Source organism: Catellatospora sp. NPDC049609 (assembly GCF_040675365.1).
Lineage (GTDB): Bacteria > Actinomycetota > Actinomycetes > Mycobacteriales > Micromonosporaceae > Catellatospora.
Genome location: NZ_JBFAOU010000015.1, coordinates 34,943 through 61,255, shown reverse-complemented (window position 1 = coordinate 61,255; position 26,313 = coordinate 34,943). Strand labels below are relative to the sequence as shown.

General features: G+C 74.4%; 21 protein-coding genes. 9 read left to right on the top strand and 12 right to left on the bottom strand.

What is annotated here, in order from left to right; all coding sequences use genetic code 11:
* Positions 1–34 precede the first annotated feature (34 nt).
* A complete protein-coding gene (locus AB0J67_RS07025; protein WP_363477253.1) occupies positions 35–2,905 on the top strand; it encodes a poly(A) polymerase in 2,871 nt (956 codons plus the stop codon).
* Between the two features lie 6 nt (positions 2,906–2,911).
* Here the strand turns inward: AB0J67_RS07025 and AB0J67_RS07020 are convergent, their stop codons facing one another.
* The 5 genes from AB0J67_RS07020 to AB0J67_RS07000 all read right to left on the bottom strand — a co-directional run bounded on the left by AB0J67_RS07020 (position 2,912) and on the right by AB0J67_RS07000 (position 8,015).
* Entirely contained in the window at positions 2,912–3,766 is an 855-nt protein-coding gene (locus tag AB0J67_RS07020) for a universal stress protein (protein ID WP_363477250.1), read from the bottom strand.
* Between the two features lie 141 nt (positions 3,767–3,907).
* Positions 3,908–4,996 carry a DUF3103 family protein gene (locus AB0J67_RS07015; RefSeq protein ID WP_363477247.1) on the bottom strand — a complete coding sequence of 363 codons (1,089 nt, stop codon included), beginning with the start codon at positions 4,994–4,996 and terminating at the stop codon, positions 3,908–3,910.
* Positions 4,997–5,158: 162 nt separating this feature from the next.
* The gene (locus AB0J67_RS07010) at positions 5,159–6,037 is read right to left on the bottom strand and encodes a GNAT family N-acetyltransferase (protein WP_363477244.1); all 879 of its coding nucleotides are present in this window, start codon (positions 6,035–6,037) and stop codon (positions 5,159–5,161) included.
* A 98-nt stretch (positions 6,038–6,135) separates the two neighbouring features.
* Entirely contained in the window at positions 6,136–7,323 is a 1,188-nt protein-coding gene (locus AB0J67_RS07005) for an RtcB family protein (protein WP_363477241.1), read from the bottom strand.
* A gap of 65 nt (positions 7,324–7,388) precedes the next feature.
* Complete coding sequence (locus AB0J67_RS07000) at positions 7,389–8,015, bottom strand: PadR family transcriptional regulator (protein ID WP_363477238.1); 627 nt, start codon at positions 8,013–8,015, stop codon at positions 7,389–7,391.
* A gap of 71 nt (positions 8,016–8,086) precedes the next feature.
* Between AB0J67_RS07000 and AB0J67_RS06995 the strand changes: the two genes are divergently transcribed.
* On the top strand, positions 8,087–8,956 hold the full coding sequence (locus AB0J67_RS06995; protein WP_363477235.1) for a PHB depolymerase family esterase: 870 nt from the start codon (positions 8,087–8,089) through the stop codon (positions 8,954–8,956).
* A gap of 148 nt (positions 8,957–9,104) precedes the next feature.
* On the opposite strand, the gene AB0J67_RS06990 is transcribed toward AB0J67_RS06995, so the two are convergent.
* The gene (locus AB0J67_RS06990) at positions 9,105–9,890 is read right to left on the bottom strand and encodes an ABC transporter permease (protein ID WP_363477232.1); all 786 of its coding nucleotides are present in this window, start codon (positions 9,888–9,890) and stop codon (positions 9,105–9,107) included.
* Positions 9,887–10,789 (bottom strand): ATP-binding cassette domain-containing protein, encoded by a 903-nt coding sequence (locus tag AB0J67_RS06985; protein ID WP_363477229.1) that lies wholly within the window; start codon positions 10,787–10,789, stop codon positions 9,887–9,889. The genes AB0J67_RS06990 and AB0J67_RS06985 overlap by 4 nt, the downstream gene beginning before the upstream one ends.
* A 134-nt stretch (positions 10,790–10,923) precedes the next feature.
* On the opposite strand from AB0J67_RS06985, the gene AB0J67_RS06980 reads away from it, so the two are divergent.
* Positions 10,924–12,138 (top strand): histidine kinase, encoded by a 1,215-nt coding sequence (locus AB0J67_RS06980; RefSeq protein WP_363477226.1) that lies wholly within the window; start codon positions 10,924–10,926, stop codon positions 12,136–12,138.
* Positions 12,135–12,788, top strand: a complete 654-nt coding sequence (locus tag AB0J67_RS06975; protein WP_363477223.1) for a response regulator transcription factor — start codon at positions 12,135–12,137, stop codon at positions 12,786–12,788. Before AB0J67_RS06980 ends, AB0J67_RS06975 begins: the two co-directional genes overlap by 4 nt.
* Positions 12,789–12,794: 6 nt before the next feature.
* Here the strand turns inward: AB0J67_RS06975 and AB0J67_RS06970 are convergent, their stop codons facing one another.
* The 3 genes from AB0J67_RS06970 to AB0J67_RS06960 form a co-directional block, all read right to left on the bottom strand.
* A complete protein-coding gene (locus AB0J67_RS06970; protein WP_363477220.1) occupies positions 12,795–13,223 on the bottom strand; it encodes an ATP-binding protein in 429 nt (142 codons plus the stop codon).
* Entirely contained in the window at positions 13,220–14,080 is an 861-nt protein-coding gene (locus AB0J67_RS06965; protein ID WP_363477217.1) for an MEDS domain-containing protein, read from the bottom strand. The genes AB0J67_RS06970 and AB0J67_RS06965 overlap by 4 nt, the downstream gene beginning before the upstream one ends.
* Before the next feature lie 107 nt (positions 14,081–14,187).
* Positions 14,188–16,665, bottom strand: coding sequence for a DUF4132 domain-containing protein (locus AB0J67_RS06960; protein WP_363477214.1), 2,478 nt, complete (start codon positions 16,663–16,665; stop codon positions 14,188–14,190).
* A gap of 339 nt (positions 16,666–17,004) precedes the next feature.
* On the opposite strand from AB0J67_RS06960, the gene AB0J67_RS06955 reads away from it, so the two are divergent.
* The 4 genes from AB0J67_RS06955 (at position 17,005) to AB0J67_RS06940 (ending at position 22,822) form a co-directional block, all read left to right on the top strand.
* Positions 17,005–19,647 (top strand): discoidin domain-containing protein, encoded by a 2,643-nt coding sequence (locus AB0J67_RS06955; RefSeq protein ID WP_363477211.1) that lies wholly within the window; start codon positions 17,005–17,007, stop codon positions 19,645–19,647.
* A 202-nt stretch (positions 19,648–19,849) separates the two neighbouring features.
* The gene (locus AB0J67_RS06950; RefSeq protein ID WP_363477208.1) at positions 19,850–20,641 is read left to right on the top strand and encodes an SDR family oxidoreductase; all 792 of its coding nucleotides are present in this window, start codon (positions 19,850–19,852) and stop codon (positions 20,639–20,641) included.
* Between the two features lie 81 nt (positions 20,642–20,722).
* Positions 20,723–22,153, top strand: a complete 1,431-nt coding sequence (locus AB0J67_RS06945) for a solute carrier family 23 protein (protein WP_363477205.1) — start codon at positions 20,723–20,725, stop codon at positions 22,151–22,153.
* Between the two features lie 114 nt (positions 22,154–22,267).
* Positions 22,268–22,822 carry a hypothetical protein gene (locus AB0J67_RS06940; protein ID WP_363477202.1) on the top strand — a complete coding sequence of 185 codons (555 nt, stop codon included), beginning with the start codon at positions 22,268–22,270 and terminating at the stop codon, positions 22,820–22,822.
* Between the two features lie 16 nt (positions 22,823–22,838).
* On the opposite strand, the gene AB0J67_RS06935 is transcribed toward AB0J67_RS06940, so the two are convergent.
* The gene (locus tag AB0J67_RS06935; RefSeq protein ID WP_363477199.1) at positions 22,839–23,819 is read right to left on the bottom strand and encodes a DUF5937 family protein; all 981 of its coding nucleotides are present in this window, start codon (positions 23,817–23,819) and stop codon (positions 22,839–22,841) included.
* Between the two features lie 66 nt (positions 23,820–23,885).
* Here AB0J67_RS06935 and AB0J67_RS06930 point away from each other — a divergent pair, with 66 nt between their 5' ends.
* The gene (locus AB0J67_RS06930) at positions 23,886–25,118 is read left to right on the top strand and encodes an MFS transporter (RefSeq protein WP_363477196.1); all 1,233 of its coding nucleotides are present in this window, start codon (positions 23,886–23,888) and stop codon (positions 25,116–25,118) included.
* 60 nt (positions 25,119–25,178) lie between these two features.
* Here AB0J67_RS06930 and AB0J67_RS06925 read toward each other — a convergent pair whose 3' ends face one another.
* Positions 25,179–26,219, bottom strand: coding sequence for a glutathione S-transferase C-terminal domain-containing protein (locus AB0J67_RS06925; RefSeq protein ID WP_363477193.1), 1,041 nt, complete (start codon positions 26,217–26,219; stop codon positions 25,179–25,181).
* Positions 26,220–26,313: the final 94 nt, after the last annotated feature.

The following is a 26,313-nucleotide window of genomic DNA, read 5'->3' as shown; positions in this document are numbered from 1 at the left end:
GTAGCCGATCACCGGCGAGGGGACGCGGATCGGCATGCACACCAGCGAGCAGATCTACCACCGTGTCCGCTGGGACCCCCGGTTCGACCCCGAGCGGTTCGTGCTGGGCGTCCAGCAGCGCGGCGCCGCGCCCAAGCGGGTCCCGCTGCCCGCGTTCACGCCCGGCGGCGACATCCCGTGGCACCGGATCCTGTTCGTCGAGGCCGACGGCGAGGTGGTCTGGGACCGCGCCGCGGGCATCGACCGGCTCGACACCGCCGACGCGGGCCGGGTACGCGAGCAGCGCCTGCTGCCCGCGCCGTTTTTCACCCCGCGTACGCCGCACGCCTGGCACCCGTCGCGCGGCTGGGCCGCCGTGCCCGCACCGGCCGCCGGCACCGGGCCGGACCGGCTGCGCGTGCTCACCTGGAACACCCTGTGGGACCGCTACGACCGCGACCGCATCGACACCGCGCGCCGCCGCCCGCTGCTGGTCGCGGCGCTGCGCGAGGCGGACGCCGACGTGATCGCGCTGCAGGAGGCCGAGCCCGGCCTGCTGGACCTGCTGCTGCGCGAGCCGTGGGTGCGCGAGCGCTACACGCTCTGCGGCGACCCCGCCGACCCGGCCGACCTCGACGGCGGCGGTCTGCTGCTGCTCAGCCGGCTGCCCGTACGCGAGGCGGGCTGGCACCGGCTCGGCCCGCACAAGGCCGTCGCCGCCGTCACGGTCGACACCGCGGCCGGGCCGCTCGTCGTGGCGGCGACCCACCTGAGCAGCGACCGATCCGGCGAGGGCGCGCTGCGCCGGCAGGGCGAGCTGACCATGCTGGCCGAGGGCCTGTCCGGCGTCGGAGCGGACCTCGTGCTGGCCGGCGACTTCAACGACGGCGGCGACACCCCGACCGCGATGCTGGGCCTGGCCGACGCGTGGTCACTGGTGCACGGGCCGGGCGACGACACGCCCACCTTCGACCCCGCCGTCAACCCCCTCGCGGCGGTCTCGTCGCTGTCCGGCCAGGCGCGGCGGCTGGACCGGGTGCTGCTGCGCGGCGGGCTGCGGGCCGAGCACGCGGCGCTGCTCGGGGACCGGCCGCAGCCGGACGGGCTGTTCCCGTCCGACCACTTCGGGCTGGCCGTGGACCTGGCCTGCCCCGGCGACACGGACGCGCTCGACGTCGCGCCGACCGCGCGGACCGCGCTGGCCTGGCTGCCGCCGCAGCGGCTGTGGCCCGCGCTGCAGGAGCTGCGCCAGGCGTACGACCCGTCCTTCCACCGCTGGCCGCCGCACGTCAACGTGCTGTTCGGATTCGTGCCCGAGTCCGCTTTCGAGCGGGCCGCGCCGCTGCTGGCGGCTGTCGCCGCGCGGACCGCGCCGTTCGGCGTACGGCTGGACGGCGTGCACACCTTCGGCCACCGCGACGACGCCACGGTCTGGCTCGACCCGGCCGCCGCCGGCGAGGAGCCGTGGGCGCGGCTGTGGCAGGGGCTGCGCGAGCGGTTCCCGCGCTGCCGGGGCCGCGGCGAGGGGTTCACCCCGCACCTGACGCTGGGCCGCGCCCGCGACGTGCAGCGGGTCGCCGCCGCCTGCGCCGCCCGCCTGGACGGCATGTCCGCGCAGGTCGGTGAGCTGGTCCTGCTGTCGCGGCGCGGCGACGAGCCGATGCGCCCGCGCGCCGTGCTGACCCTCGGCACCGGCGACCTGCACTGGCTCCCCGACCCACCCGCCACCGATCAGACGGGTTCCGACCCGGCGGTCTTCGGGCGGACGGACGCCGATCCGGCGGGCTCGGATCCGCCGGGCTCCGGCAGGGCGGGTGCCGACCCGGCGGGTGCCGATCAAGCCGGTGCGGTCGTCGCGGCGCTCAACGCAGCGCTCGGTGGTGGCGTGCACGTGGTCGGGTCGCGGCGGATGGGCTGCGCGCTGCCCGGCGCGGATCTGGACCTGGTCGCGGTGCGGGCCGGCACGGTGACGGCGGCCGACGTCGCCGCGCGGGTCGTCGCCGCGCTGCCCGCCGCCACGGGCATCCGGGAGGTGACCGGCGCGAGAGTGCCCGGCCTGCGGCTGCGTTGCGGCGGCGTCGACGTCGACCTGGTGCTCGTCGGCACGGGTGACCTCGACCCCGCCGAGGCCGTCGCGCGCCGGACCGGGCTCGGGGAGGCGGCAGCGGTCGCGCTGAGCGCGGTCGGCGACGCCGACGCGGTGCTCGCCGCGGTGGCCCGGCGGCAGGAGGCGTTCGCCCTGCTGGCGCGCCAGGTCAAGGCGTGGGCGAGGGCGAAGGGGCTCGACTGCGCGCCGTTCGGCGGGCTGCCCGGACTGGCCTGGGCGGTGCTCGCGGCCCGCACGGTCACCGCGGCGCCGCCGGAGCACGGCCCCGCCGACCTGCTGCGCCGCTTCTTCGAGGACTGGGCCGCCTGGGACTGGCGGCGTCCGGTCGCGCTGGACGGCGAGCCCGGCGGCGCGTACCCGGCCGGCACGATCCTCACCCCGACCGCGCCGGTGCGTTCGTGCACCGCGCAGCTCGGTCCGGGCGGCCTCGACCTGCTGATGCAGGAGCTCTACCAGGCGTGGGAGACCTTGGAGACCGCCGGTGCCGAGAGCTGGGCGCAGCTGGTCGCGCCACCGCCGCTGCACCGCCGCCACGCGCACTGGGCCGTGGTGACCGTGCCGGACGACGACGACCTGCACGGGCGGGTGCGCGGCCGGATGCGTGCCCTGCTCACCACGCTGGAGGAGGCCGGATTCGCGCAGGCGCACGCCTGGCCGCGCCCGTGGCGCGCCGGCCGCGAGCTCCGGTACGCCATCGGGCTGGGCCGCGCCGCGGCGGAGCCCGAGCACCTGGCCGCGCTCACCCGGCGGTGGTGCGCGGACCTGCCCGGCGTGCGGGTCGACCCGGCCGGCGACGGCGCGGTGCCGACGCTGCGCTGAGGCGGCTCACTCGTGCACGACCAGCACCGGGCAGGCGGCGTGGTGGACCAGGGCGTGGCTGACCGACCCGAGCACGAGGCTGGTGAAGCCGCCCCGGCCCCGGCAGCCGACGACGACCAGCTCGGCCTCGGCGGACGCGTCGACCAGCGCCCGCGCAGGCGGCTGCTTGACCACGATCTTGCGTACGTCGACGTCGGGGTGGCGCGACACCCACGGCGCCAGCGCGTCGTTCAGCACCATCCGGGCGCGCACCTCGAGCCCGTCCTGCCCGCCGAGACCCGCGGTGGCCTCGCTGAGCGAGCCGACCCAGGCGTGCAGCACGGTCAGGCCGATCCCGCGCAGCCGGGCCTCGTCGAACGCGACCCCGGTGGCGGCCGCCGAGCGCGGCGAGCCGTCGATGCCGAGCAGGACGCGGCGGCCCTCGTCGGGAGCCGGGGCGGTGTGCGGCCGGATCACGGCGACCGGGCAGTGGGCGTGCATCGCCGTCTGCAGGCTGGTCGAGCCGAGCAGCAGGTCGTGGAAGCCGCCGTGGCCGCGGCTGCCGACCACGAGCATGGTGCTGTCCTTGGCCTCCTTGATGAGCCCGTGCGCGGCGTCGTCGCAGACGATCGCCGTCGACGCCGGGACCTGCCGGGCGGCGGCCCGGTCACGGGCGGTGGCGAGCAGGTCGTCGCCGAACGCGGTCACCTCGTCGGTGAGGTAGCCGAACGCGCCGCGTGGGGCGACGGCGTCCACCACGTAGATCAGTTTGAGGGCCGCCCGGCGCAGCCGGGCCTCGGTGACCGCCCAGTCCAGGGCGAGCTCGGAGCAGGCGGAGCCGTCGAGGCCGACGACGATCGGGGCGGGGAGCGGGGTGTTCATGGGTCACCTCCGGCGGCGTCGGGCCGTGCCGGTCCGCGGCGGGAGCGCCATCTCCAGCCTATGCGCCGGCGCGGTGCACGGCATGTCTCGCCGGGGTGGTGCGGCCCGCCCGACCGGGGTGGTCCGGGCGGGCCGCCCGGCTCACAGCTCGGGCACCCAGTACGGAGCGACGTCCAGCCAGCCGTTGCCGGAGGCGCCGTGGAGGCGGCCGCTGCTACCGGTGGACAGGGTGTACCAGGAGTCGACGTAGTCGGGGTCGTCGGTCCACCAGGACGTCGGGATCGCCGACAGGATCGGGTCGACCAGGGGGAGGTAGACGCCCGCGTCGAGGACCGTCAGCAGCACCGTGGCGATCGCCTGCGCGAGCTGCTGGTAGTTGGTGTCGCCGTCGTCCTCCATCATGACCACGTCGGCGAGGTCGTACTTGTAGGCGGAGAAGTGGACCAGCAGCTGGTTCGGGTGGTAGGTGGTGCCGTCGTTGTCGAGATAGGGCATCTGGACGATGTCGACCCGGGCCTTGCCGTCGAGGCCGAACCCGCCGACGATGCTGTAGATCTCGGCCGCGCCCTTGATCCAGGGCTCTTCGTCGTCGGCCAGGCGCACCGCGTTCACCTTGGTGGCCCAGTAGCCGCCGGCGAGCGCGGTCCGGGCCGGGGCGGCGCCGGTGAGACCGCGGCGGGCGAGTTCACCGCGCACCACGTCGAGCCCGGCGGGCAGTGCCCTGGCCACGTCCACCTCGATGACGATCACGGGCTGGGCGGGCGCCCGGTGGGCGTCGAGCAGCACGCGGCGGCCGTCCGGGGCGTACGCGACGACGGCCGCGTCCTCGTCGTCGCTCGGCGCCGTCGCGACCAGCGGGGTCGCGCCGGAGGCGAGGGCGGAGCGCATCGTGTCGGCGGCCAGCCGGGCCCGCAGCAGCGAACCCACGGTCGCGGGCAGGCCCTTGGCGGTGCGTACCGCCTCCTCGGCGGCCCGGATGCGGGCCCTCGGCGCCGCGCCCGCCCGCAGGGTGGCCAGGTCGACCGGTCCGGCCAGCAGCGCGGCGCCGAGCCGCTGGCGCAGCGCGCCGTCGGACAGTGCCACGGCGACCTGGCGGGCGAGGGTGTCCAGGGCCGCGGGGATGCCGGCGGCCGGTGCGGGGGCCGCGGGCGCGGCACCGGCGGGAGCTGCGGAAAGCGCGACGGTCATCGCGGCGCAGAGGGGTAGGAGAAGCTGGCGCAGGGCGCGCATGGTGACTCCCCATCCGATCCACCGCTCGTGGCGGAGGATCTCACGCATCTAAATGGATGCGCTATATCGTGGGCCGCCCGGCATGCGCGGGTCAAGGTCGGACGGGTCAAGAAGGGCACCTTCTTCTACACATAGGGTTAAGAAGGTGCCCTTCCTTGCGGGTCAGGGGTGCAGGGGTTTGCGGAAGCGGGGCAGGCGCTGCACCACCTGGTAGCCGGCCCGCTCGTAGAGCGACACGGTGCCGTGGGGGTTCTCGGCGACGGTGCGCAGGCAGGCGGTGGTGACGCCGTGCTCGCGCATCGAGGCGAGGCTGCGGGCCAGCAGGGCCGAGGCCAGGCCCCGGCGGCGGTACGCCGGGCGCACCGCGACCCAGGGGGAGTCGACCACGCCGTCGTCCTCGCGTTCGTTGACGACCAGGCCGGCCACCTCGTCGCCGTCCCAGGCGACCACCCACAGGTCGGTGTCGGACACGCCCGCCAGGTACTCGTCGTAGTCCACCGTGACGAAGCCGAGGCGGTCGCCGGTGAAGCACTCGTCGATCGCGGCGTGGATCGCCGGATGGTGTTCGGCCCGCACCGGGCGCAGGCGCAACCCGTCGGGCAGGGGCGGGATCGGCACGGCGGTCACCGGGCGGCGCAGCCGCACCAGGGTGAACGCCACCTGGTACCCGTTGTCGCGCAGCAGTTCCTGGGCGTCGGCGTGGCCCTCGTCGGCGTTGCCGCCGAGCATCGCCTGCGGGGTCGCGCCGCCGATGGCGACCGCCTGCGCCTCCTGGCGGCGCAGCAGCGCCGTGCCGTGCCCGCGGCCCCGGTGCGCGGGGTCCACGCAGCCGGTCACCAGGAACATCTCGGTGCCGTCGGCCTCGGTCCACCGGTCCAGGCGGCTGTAGCCGACGACGTCCCCGTCCGCGACGGCGACCAGCCCGGACGCGCCGAGGTCACCCGGGCCGGGCAGCGACACGTCGCCGTCCACGGCGCGGGCCGCGCGCCACACCCGGTCCAGCGCCTCGTCGTCGGTCCGTTCGTACGCCCGCAGTTCCATGGATCGGCACGTTACCGTCGGCGGCGGCGCTCGTCCGCGCATTTACTGTCCGGTTTCGACCACCAGGGCATCTCCGAAGTGCCCTGGTGGTCGCCGGTTCAGCCCTTGACGCAGACGATCTGCTTGAGCCGGGCCACCACGGTGACCAGATCGGACTGCTGCGCCATGACCTCGTCGATGTCCTTGTACGCCGCCGGGATCTCGTCGACGACGCCGCTGTCCTTGCGGCACTCCACGCCTGCGGTCTGCGCGGCCAGATCCCGCACGCTGAACTGCTTGCGCGCCTGGGTGCGGCTCATCTTGCGGCCCGCGCCGTGCGAGGCGGACTGCAGTGCCTCGGCCGCGCCCAGCCCGCGCACGATGAACGACGACGCGCCCATCGAACCCGGGATGATGCCGAAGTCGCCCCGGCCCGCGCGGATCGCGCCCTTGCGGGTGACCAGCAGCTCCTGCCCGTCGTGGACCTCCTCCGCCACGTAGTTGTGGTGGCAGGAGATCTCCGGCTCGAACTCGACCTTCGTGAACCGCCGGCGCACCACGTCGCGCAGCAGCGCCATCATCACCGCGCGGTTGCGCCGGGCGTAGTCCTGCGCCCAGAACAGGTCCCGGCGGTAGGCCTCCATCGTCGGCTCGCCGGTGACGAAGACGGCCAGGTCCGGGTCGGGCAGGTCGGCGTTGTGCGGCAGGTCCTTGGCCTTGGCGATGTGGTACTGCGCGAGGTCGTTGCCGATGCCGCGCGAGCCCGAGTGCAGCATCAGCCAGACCCGGTCCTCGCCGTCGAGGCACACCTCGATGAAGTGGTTGCCGCCGCCGAGCGTGCCCAGCTGCTGCATGACCCGGCCCTTGCGCCGCAGCACGTGCGGCGCGGACAGGTCGTCGAAGTCGGTCCAGAACCGGTGCCAGCCGCGCAGGCCGGTGGCCAGATGGTCCACGTCGACCGAGTGCTTGTGCAGGGCCATGCCGACCGGCACCGCCTTCTCGATCTCCGAGCGCAGCTTCGACAGGTCGTCGGGCAGCTCGTGGGCCCGCAGCGAGGTCAGCTGGGCGGTCATCCCGCAGCCGATGTCGACGCCCACCGCGGCCGGGGCGACGGCGCCGCGCATCGCGATGACCGAGCCCACGGTCGCGCCGATGCCGACGTGCACGTCGGGCATCACGGCGACCGCGTGCGTCCACGGCAGGCCCGCCACGTTGCGCAGCTGCGCCATGGCCCGCTCGTCCACGGCCGCCGGATCGGCCCACAGCCGCAGCGGCGCCGCGGTGCCGGTGATGGTCTGGAATGGCATCGTGGTGTTCCCCCCGTCGTCGGTGCCGACACAGGAGTGTGCCGAGCGCGGCACGGTTCGACCACTCAATATCCATTGTCCCGCGCGCCGGACGGCCCGCCGTAGGGGATCCGCTCGCCGCCGTGCAGCGACGCCGCGAGCCAGGCCGCCCAGCTGCGTACGGTGCGCTGCGACTCGATGCCCATGAGCAGCACCGCGTAGTTGCCGAACCGGGGATGGGCCGGATGGTCCATGCCCGCCTCGCGCATGCGTGCCGCGTCCTGCTCGTACTCGGCCAGCATGCGTTCGGCGCGTTCGGCGAGCTGCCCGTAGAGCGCGGCCATCGCGGCCGGGTCGCCGCTGTTGGCGGCGTACGCCTTCAGCGTGATCTCGCTGCGGGGCTGCGCGACGGGCGGGACGACCAGCCACGCCCGCAGCGCGGCGAGCCCATCCGGCGTGATCTCGTAGGTCTTCTTCGCGCGCGGCCCCGGGCCCGCCTGCTCGACGGCGCTCACCCAGCCGGCCGCGGCGAGCCGGGCCAGCTCGGGGTAGATCTGGCTGTGCTTGGCCGTCCAGAAGTGCCCCAGTGGCGCCTTCACCTGACTGGAGAGCTGGTAACCGGTGGCAGGGCCGCGGGTGAGCAGGGACAGCAGCGCGTAGCCCAGCGTCGAACCGGACGCCGTTGCCGAATCGTCACCGTCGCCGGCTCCCATGGGGCCTCCTTGTTATGTAACTTCTGACATGTCAACTCTGACATAGTTGCGACGGGAGACAGGGGTCCGCCGTGAAACGCGTCATCGCCCTCGCGGGCATCGTCACCGTACTCACCGCCTGCGGTTCCACCGCCGAGACACCGCCCACGCCGCCGCCGGCCCCGGAGATCAGCCTGCCCGCCGAGAACCCGGGACCGGGCGAGCACGCGCAGGCGATCGTGCACGGCGGAGTCCGGCGCGACTACACGGTGCACGCGCCGCCGGCGTACCGGCCGGGCCTGCCGCTGGTGCTGGTGCTGCACGGGCAGCCCGGGACCAGCGCCGAGGTGGCCCAGCGCAGCGGGTTCAACCCGGTCGCGGACCGGGCGGGCTTCCTCGCCGTCTACCCCCAGGGCTTCGGCAACCGGTGGGACGTGGGCACCGTCGGCGATCCGGGCAGCGGCGACGTCGGGTTCCTCGCCGGGCTCATCGACCACCTCGTCTCGGTCTGGGGGGCCGACCGCGCCCGGGTATACGTCACCGGCTTCTCGGCGGGCGCCGCGTTCAGCTACCGGCTGGCCCGCGAGCTGCCCGGCCGGTTCGCGGCGATCGCACCGGTCAGCGGCAAGATGGACCCGGTCCCGGCCTGGCAGTCCCCGCTCGGCCCGGACAACCGGGTGTCGGTGCTGACCTTCCAGGGTGGCCGGGACCTGATCGCGTCGGCGTGGAGCGCCACCAACGACGGCTGGCGCGCCGCGGCGGGCTGCGGCACGCCGAAGCTGACCACCGTGCGCAACGCCCGCGGCGTCGCCGACCGGGAGGTGGCGTCCTGCGCGAACGGCACCGAGCACGTGGTCTACGCGCTCCGGACGATGGGCCACGAGTGGCCGAACGCGGTGGAGCACCCGGTCGCGGGTTCCGACCTGATCTGGGAGTTCTTCTCCCGCCACCGGCTGCCCTGACCCGATGGCGGCGACGCCGCGGGCGCGGCGAAGAAGGACCGGATCCGGCCCTTCTTCACCGCGGTCATCCGGTCATCGTCCGGGCGACGCGATCACTCGGTCTCGCGGCCGGTCCTACGATCGCTTGATCTAGCGGCCGGTCGTGCGGTCACTTGATCTCGCGGCGGTGCAGGCGGACCAGGCCGAGCGCGAGCGGCACCAGGATCCACACCGCCGCCGAGGTGCCCAGGCGGGCCCAGTCGCGGTCGGTCATCACCGGCTCCAGGAGCAGGCCGGAGGTGACCGACAGGTCCAGCCACTCGGCCGGGCGGTGCAGCGCGGTCACCATCTCGCCGAGGATGCTCCACGCGATCGGCAGCACGAAGTAGAGCACCACGGCCAGCGCCGAGTTCATCAGCAGCGTGCCGAACGCCACCCCGAGCAGCACGTTCACCACCAGGAACAGCCCGGCCCGGCCCAGGAACTCCGCCGGGACCCGCCACGGGTCCGTGCCGCCGTCCGCGAACGGCAGCGCCGCGGCGGTCGCGGCCAGGCAGGCGGCGTACGCGAGCGCGGCCAGCACCAGTGCGGCCAGCAGCTTCGCCGCCGCGACCCGCATCCGCCGCGGCACCAGCGCGTACGTCGTCAGCGTGGTGCGCTGCGACCACTCGCTGGTCACCGACAGCACCCCGAGCACCGGCAGCAGCACGGCGGCCGGCAGCAGGGTCGGCGCGAGCAGCCCGGGGAAGGTCAGGTCCGTGGCGTCCCCGGCCGTGATGATCACCACGACGACGGCGGCGGCCAGCAGCGCGACGATCGCCAGCAGCCAGGCGCCGGCCCGCGTGTCGGCCGTCTTGCGCAGCTCGACGAGCGTGAGCCGCCACAGCGAGATGGGGCGCACCGGGGTCGTGGCCGCGATCGGGGTGCCGGTCGGGGCGGGGGCGGTGACGGTCATCGGGCGGTCCCTTCGGGGGTGGTGGTGCCGTTGGTGAGGCTCAGGAACATCTCCTCCAGGCCGTGCGCGCCACGGGAGCCCAGCTCCAGCAGCACGACCCCGGCGGCCGCGGCGGCCCGGCCGACGGCCTCGGCGTCCCCGTCGACCAGCAGCGCGCCGCCGGGTGCGGGGGAGTGGGCGAGCCCGGCCGCGGCCAGCGCGTGGCGCAGCGCGTCCGGGTCCAGTGCCCGCACCCGCGTCCCGGATCCGGCCAGCAGGTCGTCTTTGGCGCCCTGCGCCACGATCCGGCCCTTGCCGATCATGACGAGCCGGTCGGCGACGGCCTCGACCTCGCGCAGCAGGTGCGAGGAGAGCAGCACCGTGCCGCCCCGGTCGGCGAAGTCGCGCAGCAGGCCGCGCATCCAGTAGATGCCCTCCGGGTCCAGCCCGTTGGCGGGCTCGTCCAGGATCAGCACCCGCGGGCCGCCGAGCAGCGCCTGCGCCAGGCCGAGCCGCTGGCGCATGCCCAGCGAGTAGTTGCCGACCCGCTTGCGCGCGGCGGCGGGCGACAGGTCGACCAGGGCCAGCAGCTCGCCCGCCCGGCTCGCGGGCACCCCCAGCAGCTGCGCGGCCAGGGCGAGGGTCTCCCGGCCGGTGCGCCCGGGGTGCTGGGCCGAGGCGTCCAGCAGCAGGCCCACCTCGCGCCCGGGGTTCGGCAGCCGCCGGTACGGCTGCCCGGCGACGGTGGCGTGGCCGCCCGTCGGCGGGGTGAGCCCGCAGATCATCCGCATGGTGGTGGACTTGCCCGCGCCGTTCGGGCCCAGGAAGCCGGTGACGGTGCCCGGCTCGCAGGTGAAGGACACGTCGTCGACGGCGACCTGCGCGCCGTAGCGCTTGGTGAGATGAGCGACCTCGATCATGCGTACCAGCGTCGGCGGGACCGGCCCCGCCGCGCAGCGGCCGCAGGGCGACGCGTGGCGACTTCGGTCCACCCGTGGCGTAGACCAAAGTCGGTACCCGCCCGCAGGCGCCCGCCCGTACCCTGGGACGCACCATGACGAGCGCGAACGCCCCCGACCACCCCCTGCGCCGACTGCTCTGCGGCGAGCTGCGCGGCGACGTGCGGCGCTCGCTGCGCGACCGGCTGGCCGACCTGGGCTGCGTGGTGCTCGCCGGCTTCCTCGGGCTCATCGTGTACGACGTGGAGGTGGTCGCGCGGTCGATGCGACCACCGGAGCTGATCGCGTTCGCCGACCTGGTGGTCGCGGGGCTGCTGTGCGTCGCCCTGTACTGGCGTCGCCGCTTCCCCGTGGCTCTGGCCGTGCTGACCGCCCTGGCCGGCACGTTCTCGCCGCTGTCGGCGGGGGCGGGCATCATCTCGCTGCTGACCGTCGGCGCCCGCTGCCGGCCGCGGACCGTGCTCGTGATCGCCGCGCTGCAGGGCACCGCTGTGCTGCCGTACCTGGTGATCTATCCCGACAAGGAGTTCGGCTACGGGTTCGCGGTGCTGTGGACCTGGACCATCCTCGCCATGGTCACCGGATGGGCGCTGCTCATCGGGGCCCGCCGCCAGCTGGTGCAGTCGCTTCGCGAGCGTGCGGAGCGCGCCGAGGCCGAGCAGGAGCAGCGCGTCGCGCAGGCCCGCCAGCGCGAGCGCACCCGCATCGCCCGCGAGATGCACGACGTGCTCGCGCACCGGATCTCACTGCTCAGCCTGCACGCCGGGGCGCTGGAGTTCCGGCCCGACGCGCCGCCCGAGGAGGTGGCCCGCGCCGCGGGCGTCATCCGGGACAGCGCGCACCAGGCGCTGCAGGACCTGCGGCAGGTGATCGGCGTGCTGCGAGCCGCCGACGCCGACACCGAGCCCGATCGCCCCCAGCCCACCCTCGCCGACCTGCCGGAGCTGGTCGGCGAGTCCCAGGCGGCCGGGATGCGGGTGCGGCTGTCCCAGCGCCTGCCCGAGCCGGCGGCCGTCCCGGCGCACGCGGGGCGTACCGCGTACCGCGTGGTCCAGGAGGGTCTGACCAACGCGCGCAAGCACGCCCCCGGCGCGACCGTGCAGGTGGCGGTGGGCGGCGGACCCGAGGAGGGGATCACCGTGGAGGTGCTGAGCCGGGCGCCGCTCGGCGACGGGCCGGGTATCCCGGGCACCGGCACCGGGCTGATCGGGCTGGCCGAGCGGGTGTCGCTGGCCGGCGGCCGGATCGAGCACGGCCGCACCGACGGCGGCGACTTCCGGCTCTGGACCTGGCAGCCGTGGCCCGCATGATCAGGCTGCTGATCGTCGACGACGATCCCCTGGTCCGCGCCGGGCTGACGATGATGCTGGCCGGGCTGGACGACATGCGCGTGGTGGCCGAGGCCGCCGACGGCACCGAGGTCGCCGCGGCGGTGGACGCGCACCGGCCGGACATCGTGCTGATGGACATCCGCATGCCGCGCATGGACGGGCTGGCCGCCACCGAGCTGCTGCGCCGCCGCTCGGACGCACCCGACGTGGTGGTGCTGACCACGTTCGACGCCGACGAGCACGTGCTGCGGGCGCTGCGCGCCGGGGCGGCCGGGTTCCTGCTCAAGGACACCCCGCCCGCGGAGCTGGTCCGGGCGCTGCGCCGGGTCGCGGCGGGGGAGCCGATCCTGTCGCCGTCGGTCACCCGCAGGCTGATCAGCCAGGTCACCGACGGCACGGGCGCGGTCCGGGCGAGGCGGGCACAGCAGCAGCTCGACCGGCTGACCGAGCGGGAACGGGAGGTCGCGGTCGCGATCGGCCAGGGCCTGTCGAACGCGGAGATCGGCGCGCGGCTGCACATGAGCGTCGCCACGGTCAAGGCGTACGTCTCCCGGCTGCTGCTCAAGCTGGAGCTGAACAACCGGGTGCAGGTCGCCCTGCTGGCCCACGACGCGGGCCTGGCGCGCTGACGCGCCTCAGATCGTGATCTTCACGGTGACGATGGCGCCGGGCCGGCCGTCGGTGATGTCGAACCCGTCGGTGAACTGGCGGACGACCCACAGCCCCCGCCCGCCGTGCTCGCTGAGCGGCACCAGCTCGGTGCCGGCCCGCACCGGGTCGGCGATGCCCGACCCCGCGTCGCTGACCTGGCAGTAGATCGCGCCGTCGGCCCGCCACAGGCGCAGCCGCCCCGCCCCGCCGCCGTGCCGGATCGCGTTGGTGGCGAGCTCGGTGGCCACCACCAGCAGCCGGCTCAGGCCCGCCTCGGCCAGCCCGAACTCGGCCGCGTGCGCGTTGACCGCGGCCCGCAGCGTGTACAGGTCGTCGGCGACGAACTCGACGTCCAGCCCGGCGGGCCGGGCGATCGGCCGCGACGGATCCTGCACCGGGTCGGCGCTGTTCATGACTGCCTCTGCAGGGACATCTGCGCGGCCTGCCCGGCGCCGACCGCTTCGAAGACCGCCGCCACCGGGCCCGGGCAGCTGACCACCATCCGCCGCTGGGCGGGCATGGTCAGCGCGGCCTGCACGACGGCCGTCGCGGCGGTGACGTCGATGAAGCGCAGCTTCGTCAGGTTGAGGTGGATGTTGTCGTCCAGGCGCAGCGCCTCGGTGAGCGCCTGCCGCAGCGGCTCCAGGTGCGTGTAGTCCATCTCCCCGGCGATGCGCACGCCGGGCGGCCGGTGCTGGCGGCAGATCCGCAGCAGCGGCGTGTCGTGGTACGCCAGCGCGGCGATCGTCTTGTGGTGCGCGTCGGCGGCGAAGGCCAGCGTCACCGAGTCGAACGTCTCCCGGTCGTACTGGCAGATCGCGGTCAGCCGGCCGTCGGTGAACAGGCTCGCCGCCTGCCGCTCGAACGTCACCAGCTGGTCGATCGCGACGGGCCGCCCGGCCCAGCACATGTCGGCGCTGACGCGCAGGCCCGGCACGCCCCGGCGCGCGGCCCGGTGCCGTTCCGCGGCGATCAGCGCGACCATCCGCTCCGCGGTCGCGCCGCCCTCCGCGGCGGGCGCGTCGTGGCTGGCGTACAGCGTGAGCTGACCGCGGTCGATCGCCGCCACCGCGGCCACCTCCCGCATCGCCAGCTCGGCGGCCAGCTCGTCGGGGGTGAGCGAGTCGGTGAAGCAGATGACGCGCTGTCCCCGGTGCAGGCCGTCCGCGACGAACTCGGCGACGAGGTCGAGTCGCTCGTCGGGGTCCGTGAAGGTCAGGCAGGCGTGATCACCTGGATGAAGCTCGTCGACGGTGACCGCATCCGCCATGTGAATCCCTTCTCCGACGCGGCTGGCAAGGCCGCTGTACCCGGCCTGAAGCTCGGCTAACCAGGCTATCTTGCACGATTCGGCTTCATGTTGCCCGCGAGGCCCGGCTAGCGGCTCGGGTGCAGGCCCCCGCAGGTGGCGCACCGGGTCGCGCCCGGCCGCACCAGCCCGAGGGCCTCCAGCGTCGACCGGTCGAGGTGCTCGTCCCCGGCCAGCCACAGGATGCGGCTGAGCAGCCGGGTGGTGGCCTGGCCCCCGTCGGCGACGTGCCGGAACACCGCGGCGTGCAGCGACTCGCCGAACGCGTACGGCAGCTCGCGCACCCGGGGTCCGCCGTCGACGGTGACGGCGCCGGTGCCCAGGTGCACCTGATACCGCGCCCGCGAGCCGTGGATCACGGCGGCGTCGCCGTCGACGCTGATCCGGTCCGAGCCGCCCTGGCTGAGCGTGGCCGTCAGCAGCGCGGCCCGGGACCCGGCCAGGCCCGTCGCGTAGTCGTCGACGCCGCGCCGCCCCGACCAGGCGGCCTGCTCCAGATCGCGTACCGCCTCGGAGAACAGCACCACCGGCACGCGGTCCGCGGGCACGGCGCCGTCGGCGTCCTGGAACTCCAGCCGGTCGAAGGTGACGTCACCCGCGCCCCAGTGGCCGGGCACGCTGCCGTGCAGCACCGCCGTGTGCGCGGCGAACCGCTTCACCGCGCGGGCGGCCGGTGCGTCGTGCAGCGCCCAGCCCCGGACCGCCAGCTCCCGGGCCGCCGCGCCGCCGTCGATGACGCGGCCGGTGAACCTGGTCGCCTGCCCCGCCGCCTCCGCCGGCGTCGGCGCGAACCACTCCCGGAACAGCTGCGGCACCGGCTGGCACAGCCGCAGCCGCGCCGCCTCGGCCTGCCGGCCGGTCAGCAGCCCGGCCGCGGCCAGCGCCGCCGGATGCGCCGCGGTGACCGGACCCGAGGTGTCCACGTCGTCGAGCCAGCCGAACCGCCCGCCCGCGTCCTGCCACACCAGCAGCGGCAGCAGCCCGGCACCGGCCGGGGTGGCGCGCAGCCGGGACAGCTCCGCGGCCGGGAGGGACTCCGCCGTGGTGATGAGACGGTGCAGCCGCCGGCACAGGCGCGCGCTCTCGCCCCGCAGCAGCTCGTGCCGCTCGCGCAGGGCGGCCAGGCCCGGATCCGCGCGCACCGCCGCGGGCAGGCTCTTCAGCGCCCGCGCGCCCTTCGCCGCGACGACCGCGGCCTCCGGCCCGAGGAACCCGACCGTCGCCGTGTACGCCCCCACCTGGAGCACGGGCGCCGGCGGCAGGGGAGCGTGCGCCTCCCCGGCGGCGTCCAGCGCGGCGGCGTCGGCATACCCCCCGACCTGGGCCAGGTGGTCGAGCGCGACGTCCACCGCGACCGCGTGCTGGCGGCGGCGCTCCGGCGCGGTGAACTCCGTCACGCCACGGCGTCGCAGCTCGCGCAGCGCCACCCAGCGGTCCAGCACCGACTCACCCGCCTCCGGCGGCAGCATGCCGTACGCGGTGATGCCGACCGGCGAGTGCTTGGCCACGCGCGCCATGATCTGCTTGCGGCGCAGGCCGAGGGCCGCCGCGACCACGTCGTTGGGCGCCAGCTCCAGCAGCCGCCGCGCGTTGTCCGCACCGGCCTCGGCGGCCGCCGCCAGGATCGCGGCGCGGTCGTTGCGCACCACCCGGCTCGGTGCCTGACCGGCCTGGACCAGCTGCAGCAGCCGCGCGGCGCCGGACAGGCCCAGCAGCGGCAGCAGCGCCTGCGCGTCCCCGGCCGGCAGGCGCATGGTGAACGCCGACTCCTGCCGCTGCCGCGGCTGCCCGCGCAGGTGCTCCACCAGCTCGGCGCGCTCGGCGACGGTCAGCTCGGCCGCGCCCAGATGGCGGGCCACCCGCCAGTGGCCGGTGAAGTCCAGCGCCCGCAGCACGAACCGCAGGCCGCGCGGTGGGGGCGTGGTCGGCAGCCGGTCCCAGTCGACGTCCGGTGCCGAGGTCAGCTCCCACAGGCGGTCGTCGCAGGCCGGGCGGAACCGGTCGGCGGTGGCCGCGGCGACCACCGGGTCGCGCGGATCCGCCAGCCTGCGGGCCAGGCGCGGGTCCCGGGCCAGCAGTTCGACCAGCTCGTCGTCGAGCAGGCCGGCCGCCTGGAGCGCGTCGGCCAGCATTGTCCGCGAGACGGTGTCCACCACGCCGAGCGGCGTGCGTGCGACGACCCGCAGCAGGCGGTGGTCGCCGCGGTCGAGCGCGGTGTCGACCAGCGGGTCCAGCCGGTCCCCGGTGAGGTGGTGCACGTCGGCCAGCCGCTGCGCCGCCGCCAGGCGGCCGGTGGTCGGCCACGGTGCGTCGAGCACGTCCGCCGGGTCGGCGGGGTCGGTGAGCGGGAACGCCTGGTCGTAGATCCCGTCCAGCACCGCGACGTCGGCGGCGGCGAGCGCGCCGACGCCGCCCCGGCCGCCGATCAGGTGCAGCATGTCCCGCGCGGTGGCGCGCAGGGCCGCGGGGTCCGCCGCGGCGGCGGCCTTGCGTGCCTGGTTGACCAGCACCATCAGCACCAGCCTGTCGACCGGCCGCTCGCCCATGGGTCCCTCGCATGTCCTCGGTGATCGCCGAGCAGACCCTAGTGGGCGGCTGCGACAGCGGTGGCGGCGCCGATCACATGATCGTGGGCAATCGCTCTCCCATGATCGTCCGATGTGCTTCGTGCCAACTCGACGCGCGGAATGCTGCCCGGGGCAACAAATACGCTGGCCAGCGGGCTTGTCGGCGGGCCCGCTGTGTCACATGGACGAAACACGCTCTTGACAGGCATTCAACAAGCGATAACTCTCTCTTCCAGAGAGCGCTCTCTACCGTCCCACACCCGTCCCCGCTCGCCCGGGGCGGTGCCCCCGTCCGGAGCCCCTCACCAGGGAGAAGAGATGCAATCCGTCCTACGTCTGACCGCCGCCCGCGGCAGACCCCTGTACGCCCTCGTCCTCGCAGTCGTCGGCGTACTGCTCATGGCATACACGGTCGTCGTCTCGACCGAGGCGAACGCCGCGGTGACCCTGCTGTCGCAGGGCAAGCCCGTCACCGCGTCGTCCGTCGAGAACGCGGGCACGCCGGCGACCGCCGCGGTCGACGGCAACACCGGCACCCGCTGGTCCAGCGCCGCCGCCGATCCGCAGTGGATCCAGGTGGACCTGGGCGCCACCGCCACCCTGAGCCAGGTCGTCCTGCGCTGGGAGGCGGCGTACGCCACCGCCTTCCAGATCCAGACCTCGGCCAACGGCACCAGCTGGACGAGCGTCTACAGCACCACCACCAGCACCGGCGGCGTGCAGACGCTGAACGTCACCGGCTCGGGGCGGTACGTGCGGATGTACGGCACCGCGCGGGCCACCGGCTACGGCTACTCACTGTGGGAGTTCCAGGTCTACGGCGAGATCGGCGGCGGCACCGGCTGCGGCACCACGAATGTGGCGCAGGGCAAGCCCGCCACCGCGTCGTCGGTCGAGAACGCCGGCACCCCGGCCTCGGCGGCCGTGGACGGCAACACGGGCACCCGCTGGTCCAGCGCGTTCGCCGACCCGCAGTGGCTCCAGATCGACCTGGGCGTGGCCACCCCGATCTGCCAGATCATCCTGACCTGGGAGGGCGCCTACGCGACGGCCTACCAGATCCAGGTGTCCACCAACGCGTCGACGTGGACCTCGGTGTGGAGCACGACCACCGGCACCGGCGGCACCACGACGATCAACGCGTCGGCGTCCGCGCGGTACGTGCGCATCTACATGACCGCCCGGGCCACGGGCTACGGCTACTCGCTCTGGGAGGTCGCCGTGCGCTCCGGCACCCCGACCTCGCCCAGCACGCAGCCCAGCCCCAGCGCCAGCCCGAGCCCCAGCACCAGCCCCGGGGGCCCGATCCAGGGCGGCGGCTCGCTCGGCCCGAACGTGAAGGTGTTCGACCCGAGCATGTCCGGCGCGACGATCCAGTCGCAGGTGGACGCGGTCTTCAACCAGATGGAGTCCGACCAGTTCGGCGCCGGCCGCTACGTGCTGGCGTTCAAGCCGGGCACCTACAGCGGGTTCAACGCCCAGATCGGCTTCTACACCTCCATCGTCGGCCTCGGCCAGAACCCCACCGATGTGCGCATCAACGGTGACGTCACCGTGGACGCGGGCTGGTTCCAGGGCAACGCCACGCAGAACTTCTGGCGTTCGGCCGAGAACCTGTCGATCTACCCGTCGGCCGGGTTCACCCGGTGGGCCGTCTCGCAGGCGGCGCCGTTCCGGCGGATGGACATCCACGGCGACCTGAACCTGGCCCCGAACGGCTACGGCTGGGCCTCCGGCGGGTACATCGCCGACAGCCGCGTCTCCGGCGCGGTCGGGCCGTACTCGCAGCAGCAGTGGTACACCCGCGACAGCCAGATCGGCAGCTGGGTCAACGGCGTGTGGAACATGGTGTTCTCGGGTGTGGTCGGCGCTCCGGCGACCGGCTTCCCGAACCCGGTCTACACGACGCTGAACAACACCCCGCTCAGCCGGGAGAAGCCCTACCTCTACCTGGACTCGGGCGGCAACTACCGGGTGTTCGTGCCGTCGCTGCGGACCAACGCCCGCGGCATCAGCTGGGCGTCCGGGGCGACCCCGGGCACCTCGCTGCCGCTGACGTCGTTCTACGTCGCCAAGCCCGGCGACACGGCGGCGCGCATCAACCAGGCGCTGGCGCAGGGCCTGCACCTGCTGTTCACGCCGGGCATCTACCACATCGACGGCACCATCAACGTCAACCGGGCCGACACCGTGGTGCTCGGCATCGGCTACGCGACGATCATCCCGGACAACGGCGTGGTCGCGATGCGGGTCGCCGACGTGGACGGCGTGAAGATCGCGGGCGTGCTGTTCGACGCCGGCACGGTCAACTCGCCGGTGCTGCTGGAGCTCGGCCCGTCGAACTCCTCGGCGAGCCACGCGGCCAACCCGACGTCCATCTCGGACGTGTTCTTCCGGATCGGCGGCGCCCACCCGGGCAAGGCCACCACCAGTCTCGTGGTCAACAGCGACAACGTCATCATCGACCACATCTGGGCGTGGCGCGGCGACCACGGCGCGGGCATCGGCTGGACGGTCAACACGGCCGACCAGGGTGTCATCGTCAACGGTGACAACGTGCTGGCGACCGGCCTGTTCGTCGAGCACTACCAGAAGTACAACGTGGTCTGGAACGGCCAGGGCGGACGGACGATCTTCTTCCAGAACGAGCTGCCCTACGACCCGCCGAACCAGGCCGCGTACATGAACGGGTCGACCAGAGGCTACGCCGCGTACAAGGTGGCCGACTCGGTCACCAGCCACGAGGCGTGGGGTCTGGGCGTGTACTGCTACTTCAACGTCGACCCGACGATCCACGCCGCGCGCGGCATCGAGACGCCGAACAACCCGAACGTCAGGTTCCACAGCATCTCGACGGTGTCGCTGGGCGGCAACGGTGTGATCGACAACGTCATCAACACCACCGGCGGCCCCGCGCAGGGCACGGCGACGGTGCCGAGCACCGTCACCAACTACCCGTGACCTCACCCGACCGCTAGGTGAACCACCGAGGGCCGACCCGGCCGCAGCGCCGGGTCGGCCCCCGCCGTCCCCGGCCCGTCCCGCCGCACGCGCTCCCGTCAGATGCTGCAGTTTCCGGGGAACTGCACGAATCGAACCCTGCGATCGGCGCAGTTTCCCCGAAACTGCGCCGCCGCCCGGCGCGGGTGGTGATGATGGCCGGGTGAAGATCGAGCTGGCGGGGCGGCGGGCGCTGGTGTCGGGGTCGACCCAGGGGATCGGGTATGCGATCGCGGTGGCGCTGGCCCGCTGCGGCGCCCGGGTGGTGGTCAACGGCCGGGGTGAGGCCACCGAGGCGGCCGCGGCGCGGCTGCGCGACGAGCTGCCGGGCGCCGACGTCACCGCCGTCGCCGCCGACCTGGGCACGGCCGAGGGCGCCGAGACGGTGCGCGAGGCAGCGCCCGAGCTGGACATCCTCGTCAACAACCTCGGCATCTTCGGCGCCAAGCCGGTGCTGGAGGTCGACGACGCCGAGTGGCGGCGCTACTTCGAGGTCAACGTGCTGTCGGCGGTCCGGCTGATCCGGATGTACCTGCCGGGCATGATGGACCGCGGCTGGGGCCGGGTCACGGCCATCGCCAGCGACTCGGCGATCGTCACGCCGGTGGAGATGGTCCACTACGGCATGACCAAGACCGCGCTGCTCGCCGTCACCCGGGGGTACGCCAAGGCGGCTGCCGGGACCGGGGTGACCGTCAACTCCGTGCTGGCCGGGCCGACGCACACCGCCGGGGTGGAGACCTACGTCGCCGAGCTGGTCGGCGACGAGCTGCCGTGGGACGAGGCGCAGCGGCGGTTCATGCGGGAGTACCGGCCGTACTCGCTGCTCCAGCGGCTGATCGAGCCGGACGAGATCGCCAACATGGTCGCGTACCTCAGCTCGGACCTGGCCTCGGCCACCACCGGCGGTGCCCTGCGGGTCGACGGCGGCTATATCGACGCGATCATCCCGTGATCCTTCGGCGTGGCCGCGCCGGATGGGGCGGTCCGACGAGGCACCCTGTAGGCGGACGGTGTGCCGGAGGTGAGGTCGCGGGTGTTCCGATGGCGTGAGGTCTACGGCGGGGGGACGCCGCCGCCGGGCCAGGTGGTCGCCCCCGACGAGCGGCTGTCCTGGCCGCGCATGTTCGGGCTGGGCGCGCAGCACGTCGTCGCCATGTTCGGCGCGACGTTCGTGTTCCCGGTGGTCATGGGGCTCAACCCGCAGCTGGCGATCATGGTCAGCGGTGTGGCCACCATCTGCTTCCTGCTCATCGTGCGCGGTCTGGTGCCCAGCTACCTGGGCACCTCGGCGTCGTTCGTCAGCGCGGTCGCGGCGATCCGCGCCCAGGGCGGCGACTCCGCCGACGTCACCGGCGCGATCCTGGTCGCGGGCCTGGTGCTCGCCCTGGTCGGCCTGCTCATCCACCTGCTCGGATTCCGGGTGCTGCACGCCGTGCTGCCGCCGGTGGTGACCGGCGCCGTGGTCATGCTCATCGGCTTCAACCTCGCCCCGGTGGTGGCGTCGGTGTACTGGCCGCAGGACCAGTGGGTCGCCCTGGTGACGATGCTGTTCGTCATCGTCGTCGCGGTCGCCGCCCGCGGCTTCGTCGGCCGCATCGCCATCTTCCTCGGCCTGGTCTTCGGGTACGTGCTGTCCTGGCTGCTCGACCGCGTCATCGGCCCGATCACCTCGCTGCTGCCCGGGGCGAGCGAACCCACCACCCACGACCGGGTCGACTGGTCCGGCGTGGCCAGCGCACCGTGGCTCGGGTTCCCGCCGCGCACCAGCGTCGACGCCAACGGCAACGAGATCGCCGGCTGGCACCTGCCCGACTTCAAGGCCGCGTTCATCCTGCTGGTGCTGCCCGCCGTGGTGGCGCTGATCGCGGAGAACGCCGGGCACGTCAAGGCCGTCGCCGAGATGACGCGCCACGACCTCGACCCGGTCATGGGCCGGGCCATCGGTGCCGACGGCGTCGCGACCGTGCTGTCCAGCGCCGTCGGCGGCTCGCCGACCACGACGTACGCGGAGAACATCGGCGTGATGGCGGCGACGCGGATCTACTCCACGGCGGCGTACTTCATCGCGGCGCTGGTGGCGATCCTGTTCGGGTTCTCGCCGAAGTTCGGCGCGGTCATCTCGGCCACCCCGGGCGGCGTGCTCGGCGGCATCACCGTGGTGCTGTACGGCATGATCGGCCTGCTCGGCGCGAAGATCTGGAAGGAGGCCGGGGTCGACTTCGGCAACCCGATCAACCTGGTGCCGCTGGCCGCGGGCATCATCATCGCCATCGGCGACACGTCGCTGGTGTTCAGCCCGACGTTCCAGCTCAGCGGCATCGCGCTGGGCACCATCGTGACCATCGTCGGCTACCACCTGGCGCGCTGGCTGGCCCCGGAGCACCTGCGCGAGCAGCAGCGCCTGGAGCGGCCCGGCGCGGGCACCGTGCCCATCGCCGAGCGCCGCGGCATCGCCGACGCCTGAGTCCGGCAGCCGTCAGCGGGCGTTGCTCGCGCCGGTGCGGTGAGCTGGCTCTGGTGCTGGACGCGCCGCGTCCGTATCGTGTGCCGATCCACCCAGGCACGGTACGGGGAGCCCATGCGACGAGCAGTTGTCACCATCGGAGCGGCTGTCGCCGCGGCAGCGCTGGCGGCGGTGGCGGTCTTCGCCGTCCGGGGCGCGGCCGCCCCGGACCCGATCGAGATCACCAACGCGACCGTGGCCCAGGGACACGTACTGGACGCGGCGGGCGAGCCGGTGGCGGGGGCCGAGGTGTACGCGGAGCTGTGGCCGGCGAACGACGCCGAGTTCGGGGACGGCGACGTCGTCCCGTGGCACGAGGTCGGCACGACCCGCACCGACGACGCCGGCCGGTTCGCGTTCGTGCTGGATCCGGCCACGGTGCCGGCCGGCTTCCGCAACGTCGGCGACGACGACGCCTGGGTCCAGCTCCACGTGGGCGTCGCCGACCCCCACGCGCAGGCCTCCTGGGGGCTGCCCGCACTGACCGCGGTCGACTGGGCGGCACCCGGTCCCGGCACCACCCGGCCGGCGTGGTCGCTGCGCACGGACGAGGGCGACCTGCCGCCGTCCCGCGTCGACATCGTGCTCGTCGTCCGGGGGGACAGCCGGGTCCGCGTCCTTCCGCGGTGACGGGCTCCGCGATCGGCTACAGCGAGGCGGTGGCGGTCATCGCGTCGCCGAGCGGCGTACGCCGGTAGAGCACGGACCGGCCGGAGCGGGCGCGGTCCAGCAGGCCCGCACGCAGCAGCACGGCCAGGTGGTCGCCGACCGCGCCGGGGGCCAGGCCGAGCGACCGGGCGAGCTGGGTGGTGCTGGCCGGCTCGGCGAGCGCTTCCAGCAGCCGCGCCCTCGCCCGGCCGACCAGCGCGGCCAGTGCCTCGGCCGGGGGCGGGTCCGGCTCCCACAGCGCGGCCACGCCTCGCGCGGCGTAGATGATCGCGGGATGCCAGGGCTGCTCGTGGTGGGCGGCGACGCCGGGCCAGATGAACACCGAGGGCACCAGCAGCAGCCCGCGGCCGGCCACGTCGACCTCCGCGTCGAGCAGCTGCGGGATCTCGATGCCGCCGCGGCGCCACCGCACGCGCGGCAGGCCGTCGAACGCGGCCGCCCAGCCGGACCGGCCGAGGTCGGCGGACCGGTGCAGCACGTCGCGTTCGCAGATCACGCGCAGCCGCAGCCAGTCGGCGGCCAGCAGCGACTGCCAGGCCCGCTCCAGCGCGTCGGCGAGCAGCTCGCTGACGCGCGCGTCGTGCAGGACCGCGAGCGCGGCGGGATCGTGGCAGGCCCGCCGGGCCAGGCAGTCCCGGATGTCCCGCCGGGCCAGCGCGAGCGGGGTGGCGCGGACGGCGGTGAGGTCGTCCTCGATGGTCTGGGCAAGGCCGGCCGGTGGCGGAGCCAGGAACCCCGGACCGCGGCGGGGGGAGTGCAGCGCGACCACCGCGCGCATGGCCGGGTCCGCCGACAGCCGCTCGTACGCCGGCCGCAGCCGCCCCGCCCAGCCCGGTGGCAGGCGCTGCCCGCGCGACAGCCCGGCCAGGATCCGGATCAGGCTGTCCAGCTCGAACAGCGGCGAGATCGCGAACCGGCTGTGCAGCAGGTCGTCCGCGGTGACCTCGAACCGGAGCATGGCACGACCTTACGTCGCTCGACGAAACATTCGCCGGTCGCCTGCCGGCCCGGAAGGCTCGCCCGTGTGATCGAGACGAAGCAGGCGACGTACCGGGACGTGCTGTCCGAGCCGGTGTTCCGCACCCTGTTCCTGACCCGGACACTGTCCATCGCGGCCGGGTCGCTGCGGATCCTGGCGCTGTCCGTGCTCGTCTTCGACCGCACCGGCTCGCCCGTGCTGACCGCGCTGACCTTCGCGATCGGCTTCGTGCCGCAGGTCGTCGGGGGCACGCTGCTGGCGGCGCTCGCCGACCGGCTGCGCCCCCGGCCGCTGCTCGTGGCCGGGTTCCTGCTGGACGCCGCCGCCGCGGCGACGCTGGCGCTGCTGCCGCTGCCGGTCGGCGCGAGCCTGGCCCTGCTCGCGGCGGTGGCGGTGTTCGGTCCGGTGTTCAACGGGGCCTCCAACCGGCTGGTCGCCGAACGGCTCACCGGCGACGCGTACGTGCTGGGACGTGCGCTGTCCAGCGTCGCCGCCGGTGGCGCGCAGCTGCTCGGACTGGCGTTCGGCGGTGCGATCGTCGCCGCGCTCTCACCCGGTTGGGCGCTGCTGGGTGCGGCCTTCGGGGGCCTCGTCTGCGCGGTGTGGGTGCGGCTGGCGCTGCCCGACTTCGCCGCGCCTGCCGCCACCGCCGGCTCGGCCGTCGGCCAGAGTTGGCAGGTCACCGCCGCGCTGCTGCGCGACCGTCCGGTGCGGCGGCTGCTGCTCGTCCAGTGGCTGCCACCGGCGTTCATCGTCGGGGCCGAGGCGCTGGTGGTGCCGTACGCGGCCGAGCGCGGCCACGGTTCGGCGACGGCGGGCGTGATCCTGGCGTGCGCGCCGCTCGGCATGGTCGTCGGCAACCTCGTCTACAGCAGACTGGTGCGTCCGGCGCTACGGGAGCGGCTGGTCGCCGTCGTGATCGCCGGGCTGGGCGGGCCGCTGGTGCTGCTGGCGGCGCCGGTGTCGGCGGTCGTCGCCATGGTCGTCATGTTCCTGGCCGGGGCGGCGTTCTGCTACTCGCTCGGCGTGCAGCGGCCGTTCCTCGACGCGCTCGCGCCCGAGGTGCGCGGGCAGGGGTTCGCGCTGCAGTTCACCGGCCTGATGACGTTGCAGGGCGTCGGGCCGGTGCTGCTCGGCGTACTCGCCGAACGCAGCTCCACCGGGGTCGCGATGATCGTCGCCGGGGTCGGGGCGGCGGCCGTCGGCTGCTGGTGGTGGCTCAGCCGCGAACCTGGCGCGACGGCGGACCGGGTCGGCGCGGCAGCCGTTCCCTCCTGACCGGGCTCCAGCCGGGCGGTCCGCCCGGCCCGGCTGGAGCCGGCGTCACCGCGCGGCCGGTCAGCCGGTGATCGGCGGGACCTCCTCACCGGGCGCGACCGGGCCGGGCGGGGTGCCGTCGCCGAACGGGCGGCCGCCGAGCTGCTCGCGGCCGTGCGGCGTCAACCAGCCGGACGGGTCGGGCCCGGCGGGCACGATGCCGGTCGGGTTGATGTCGCGGTGCACCTCGTAGTAGTGGCTCTTGATGTGCCCGAAGTGGATGGTGTCGCCGAAGCCGGGCGTGCTGAACAGGTCGCGGGCGTAGGCCCACAGCACCGGCAGCTCCGTGAGCTTGCTGCGGTTGCACTTGAAGTGGCCGTGGTACACGGCGTCGAAGCGCACCAGCGTGCTGAACAGCCGCACGTCGGCCTCGGTGATCGTGTCGCCGACCAGGTAGCGCTGCGTCGCCAGCCGCTCCGACAGCGCGTCCAGCCGGTGGAACAGCCGCCGGTACGCGGCCTCGTAAGCCCGCTGCGACCCGGCGAAGCCGCACTGGTAGACGCCGTTGTTGACGTCCTTGAACACCTGCTCGTTGATGGTGTCGATCTCGTCGCGCAGCGGCTGCGGGTAGAGCTCCGGCGCACCCGGCCGGTGCAGCGCGGTCCACTCCAGCGACAGGTCCAGCGTCATCTGCTGGTAGTCGTTGGTGACGACCTGCCCGGTGGGCACGTCCACGATCGCCGGCACGGTGATGCCGCGCTCGTAGCCGGGGAACCGCGCGAAGTACGCCTCCTGCAGCCGCTCGATGCCCAGCACCGGGTCCCGGCCGCCCGGGTCCAGGTCGAAGGTCCAGCTGCGCTTGTCGTGGGTCGGCCCGGCCACCGCCATCGGCAGCGCCTCCTCCAGCCCGAGCAGGCGCCGTACGATGATCATCCGGTTGGCCCAGGGGCAGGCGCGGCTGACCACCAGCCGGTAGCGCCCCGCCGCGACGGGGTAGCCGTCGCGGCCGTCGGCGGTGATGCGGGTGGCGATGTAGCGCTGGTCGCGGGTGAAGGCGCCGTCCGGGTTGACGTAGCTGCCCTGCCCCGCGTCGGTGATCGTGGTGTCGGCCATGGCACCCATACTGCCCACCGGAACGCGGCGCGCCCACCGCCGCATGGCGCACAACACGCGTTTCCGACAGAATGCTTGTCCACACCGGAGGGTGGCCCCAGCC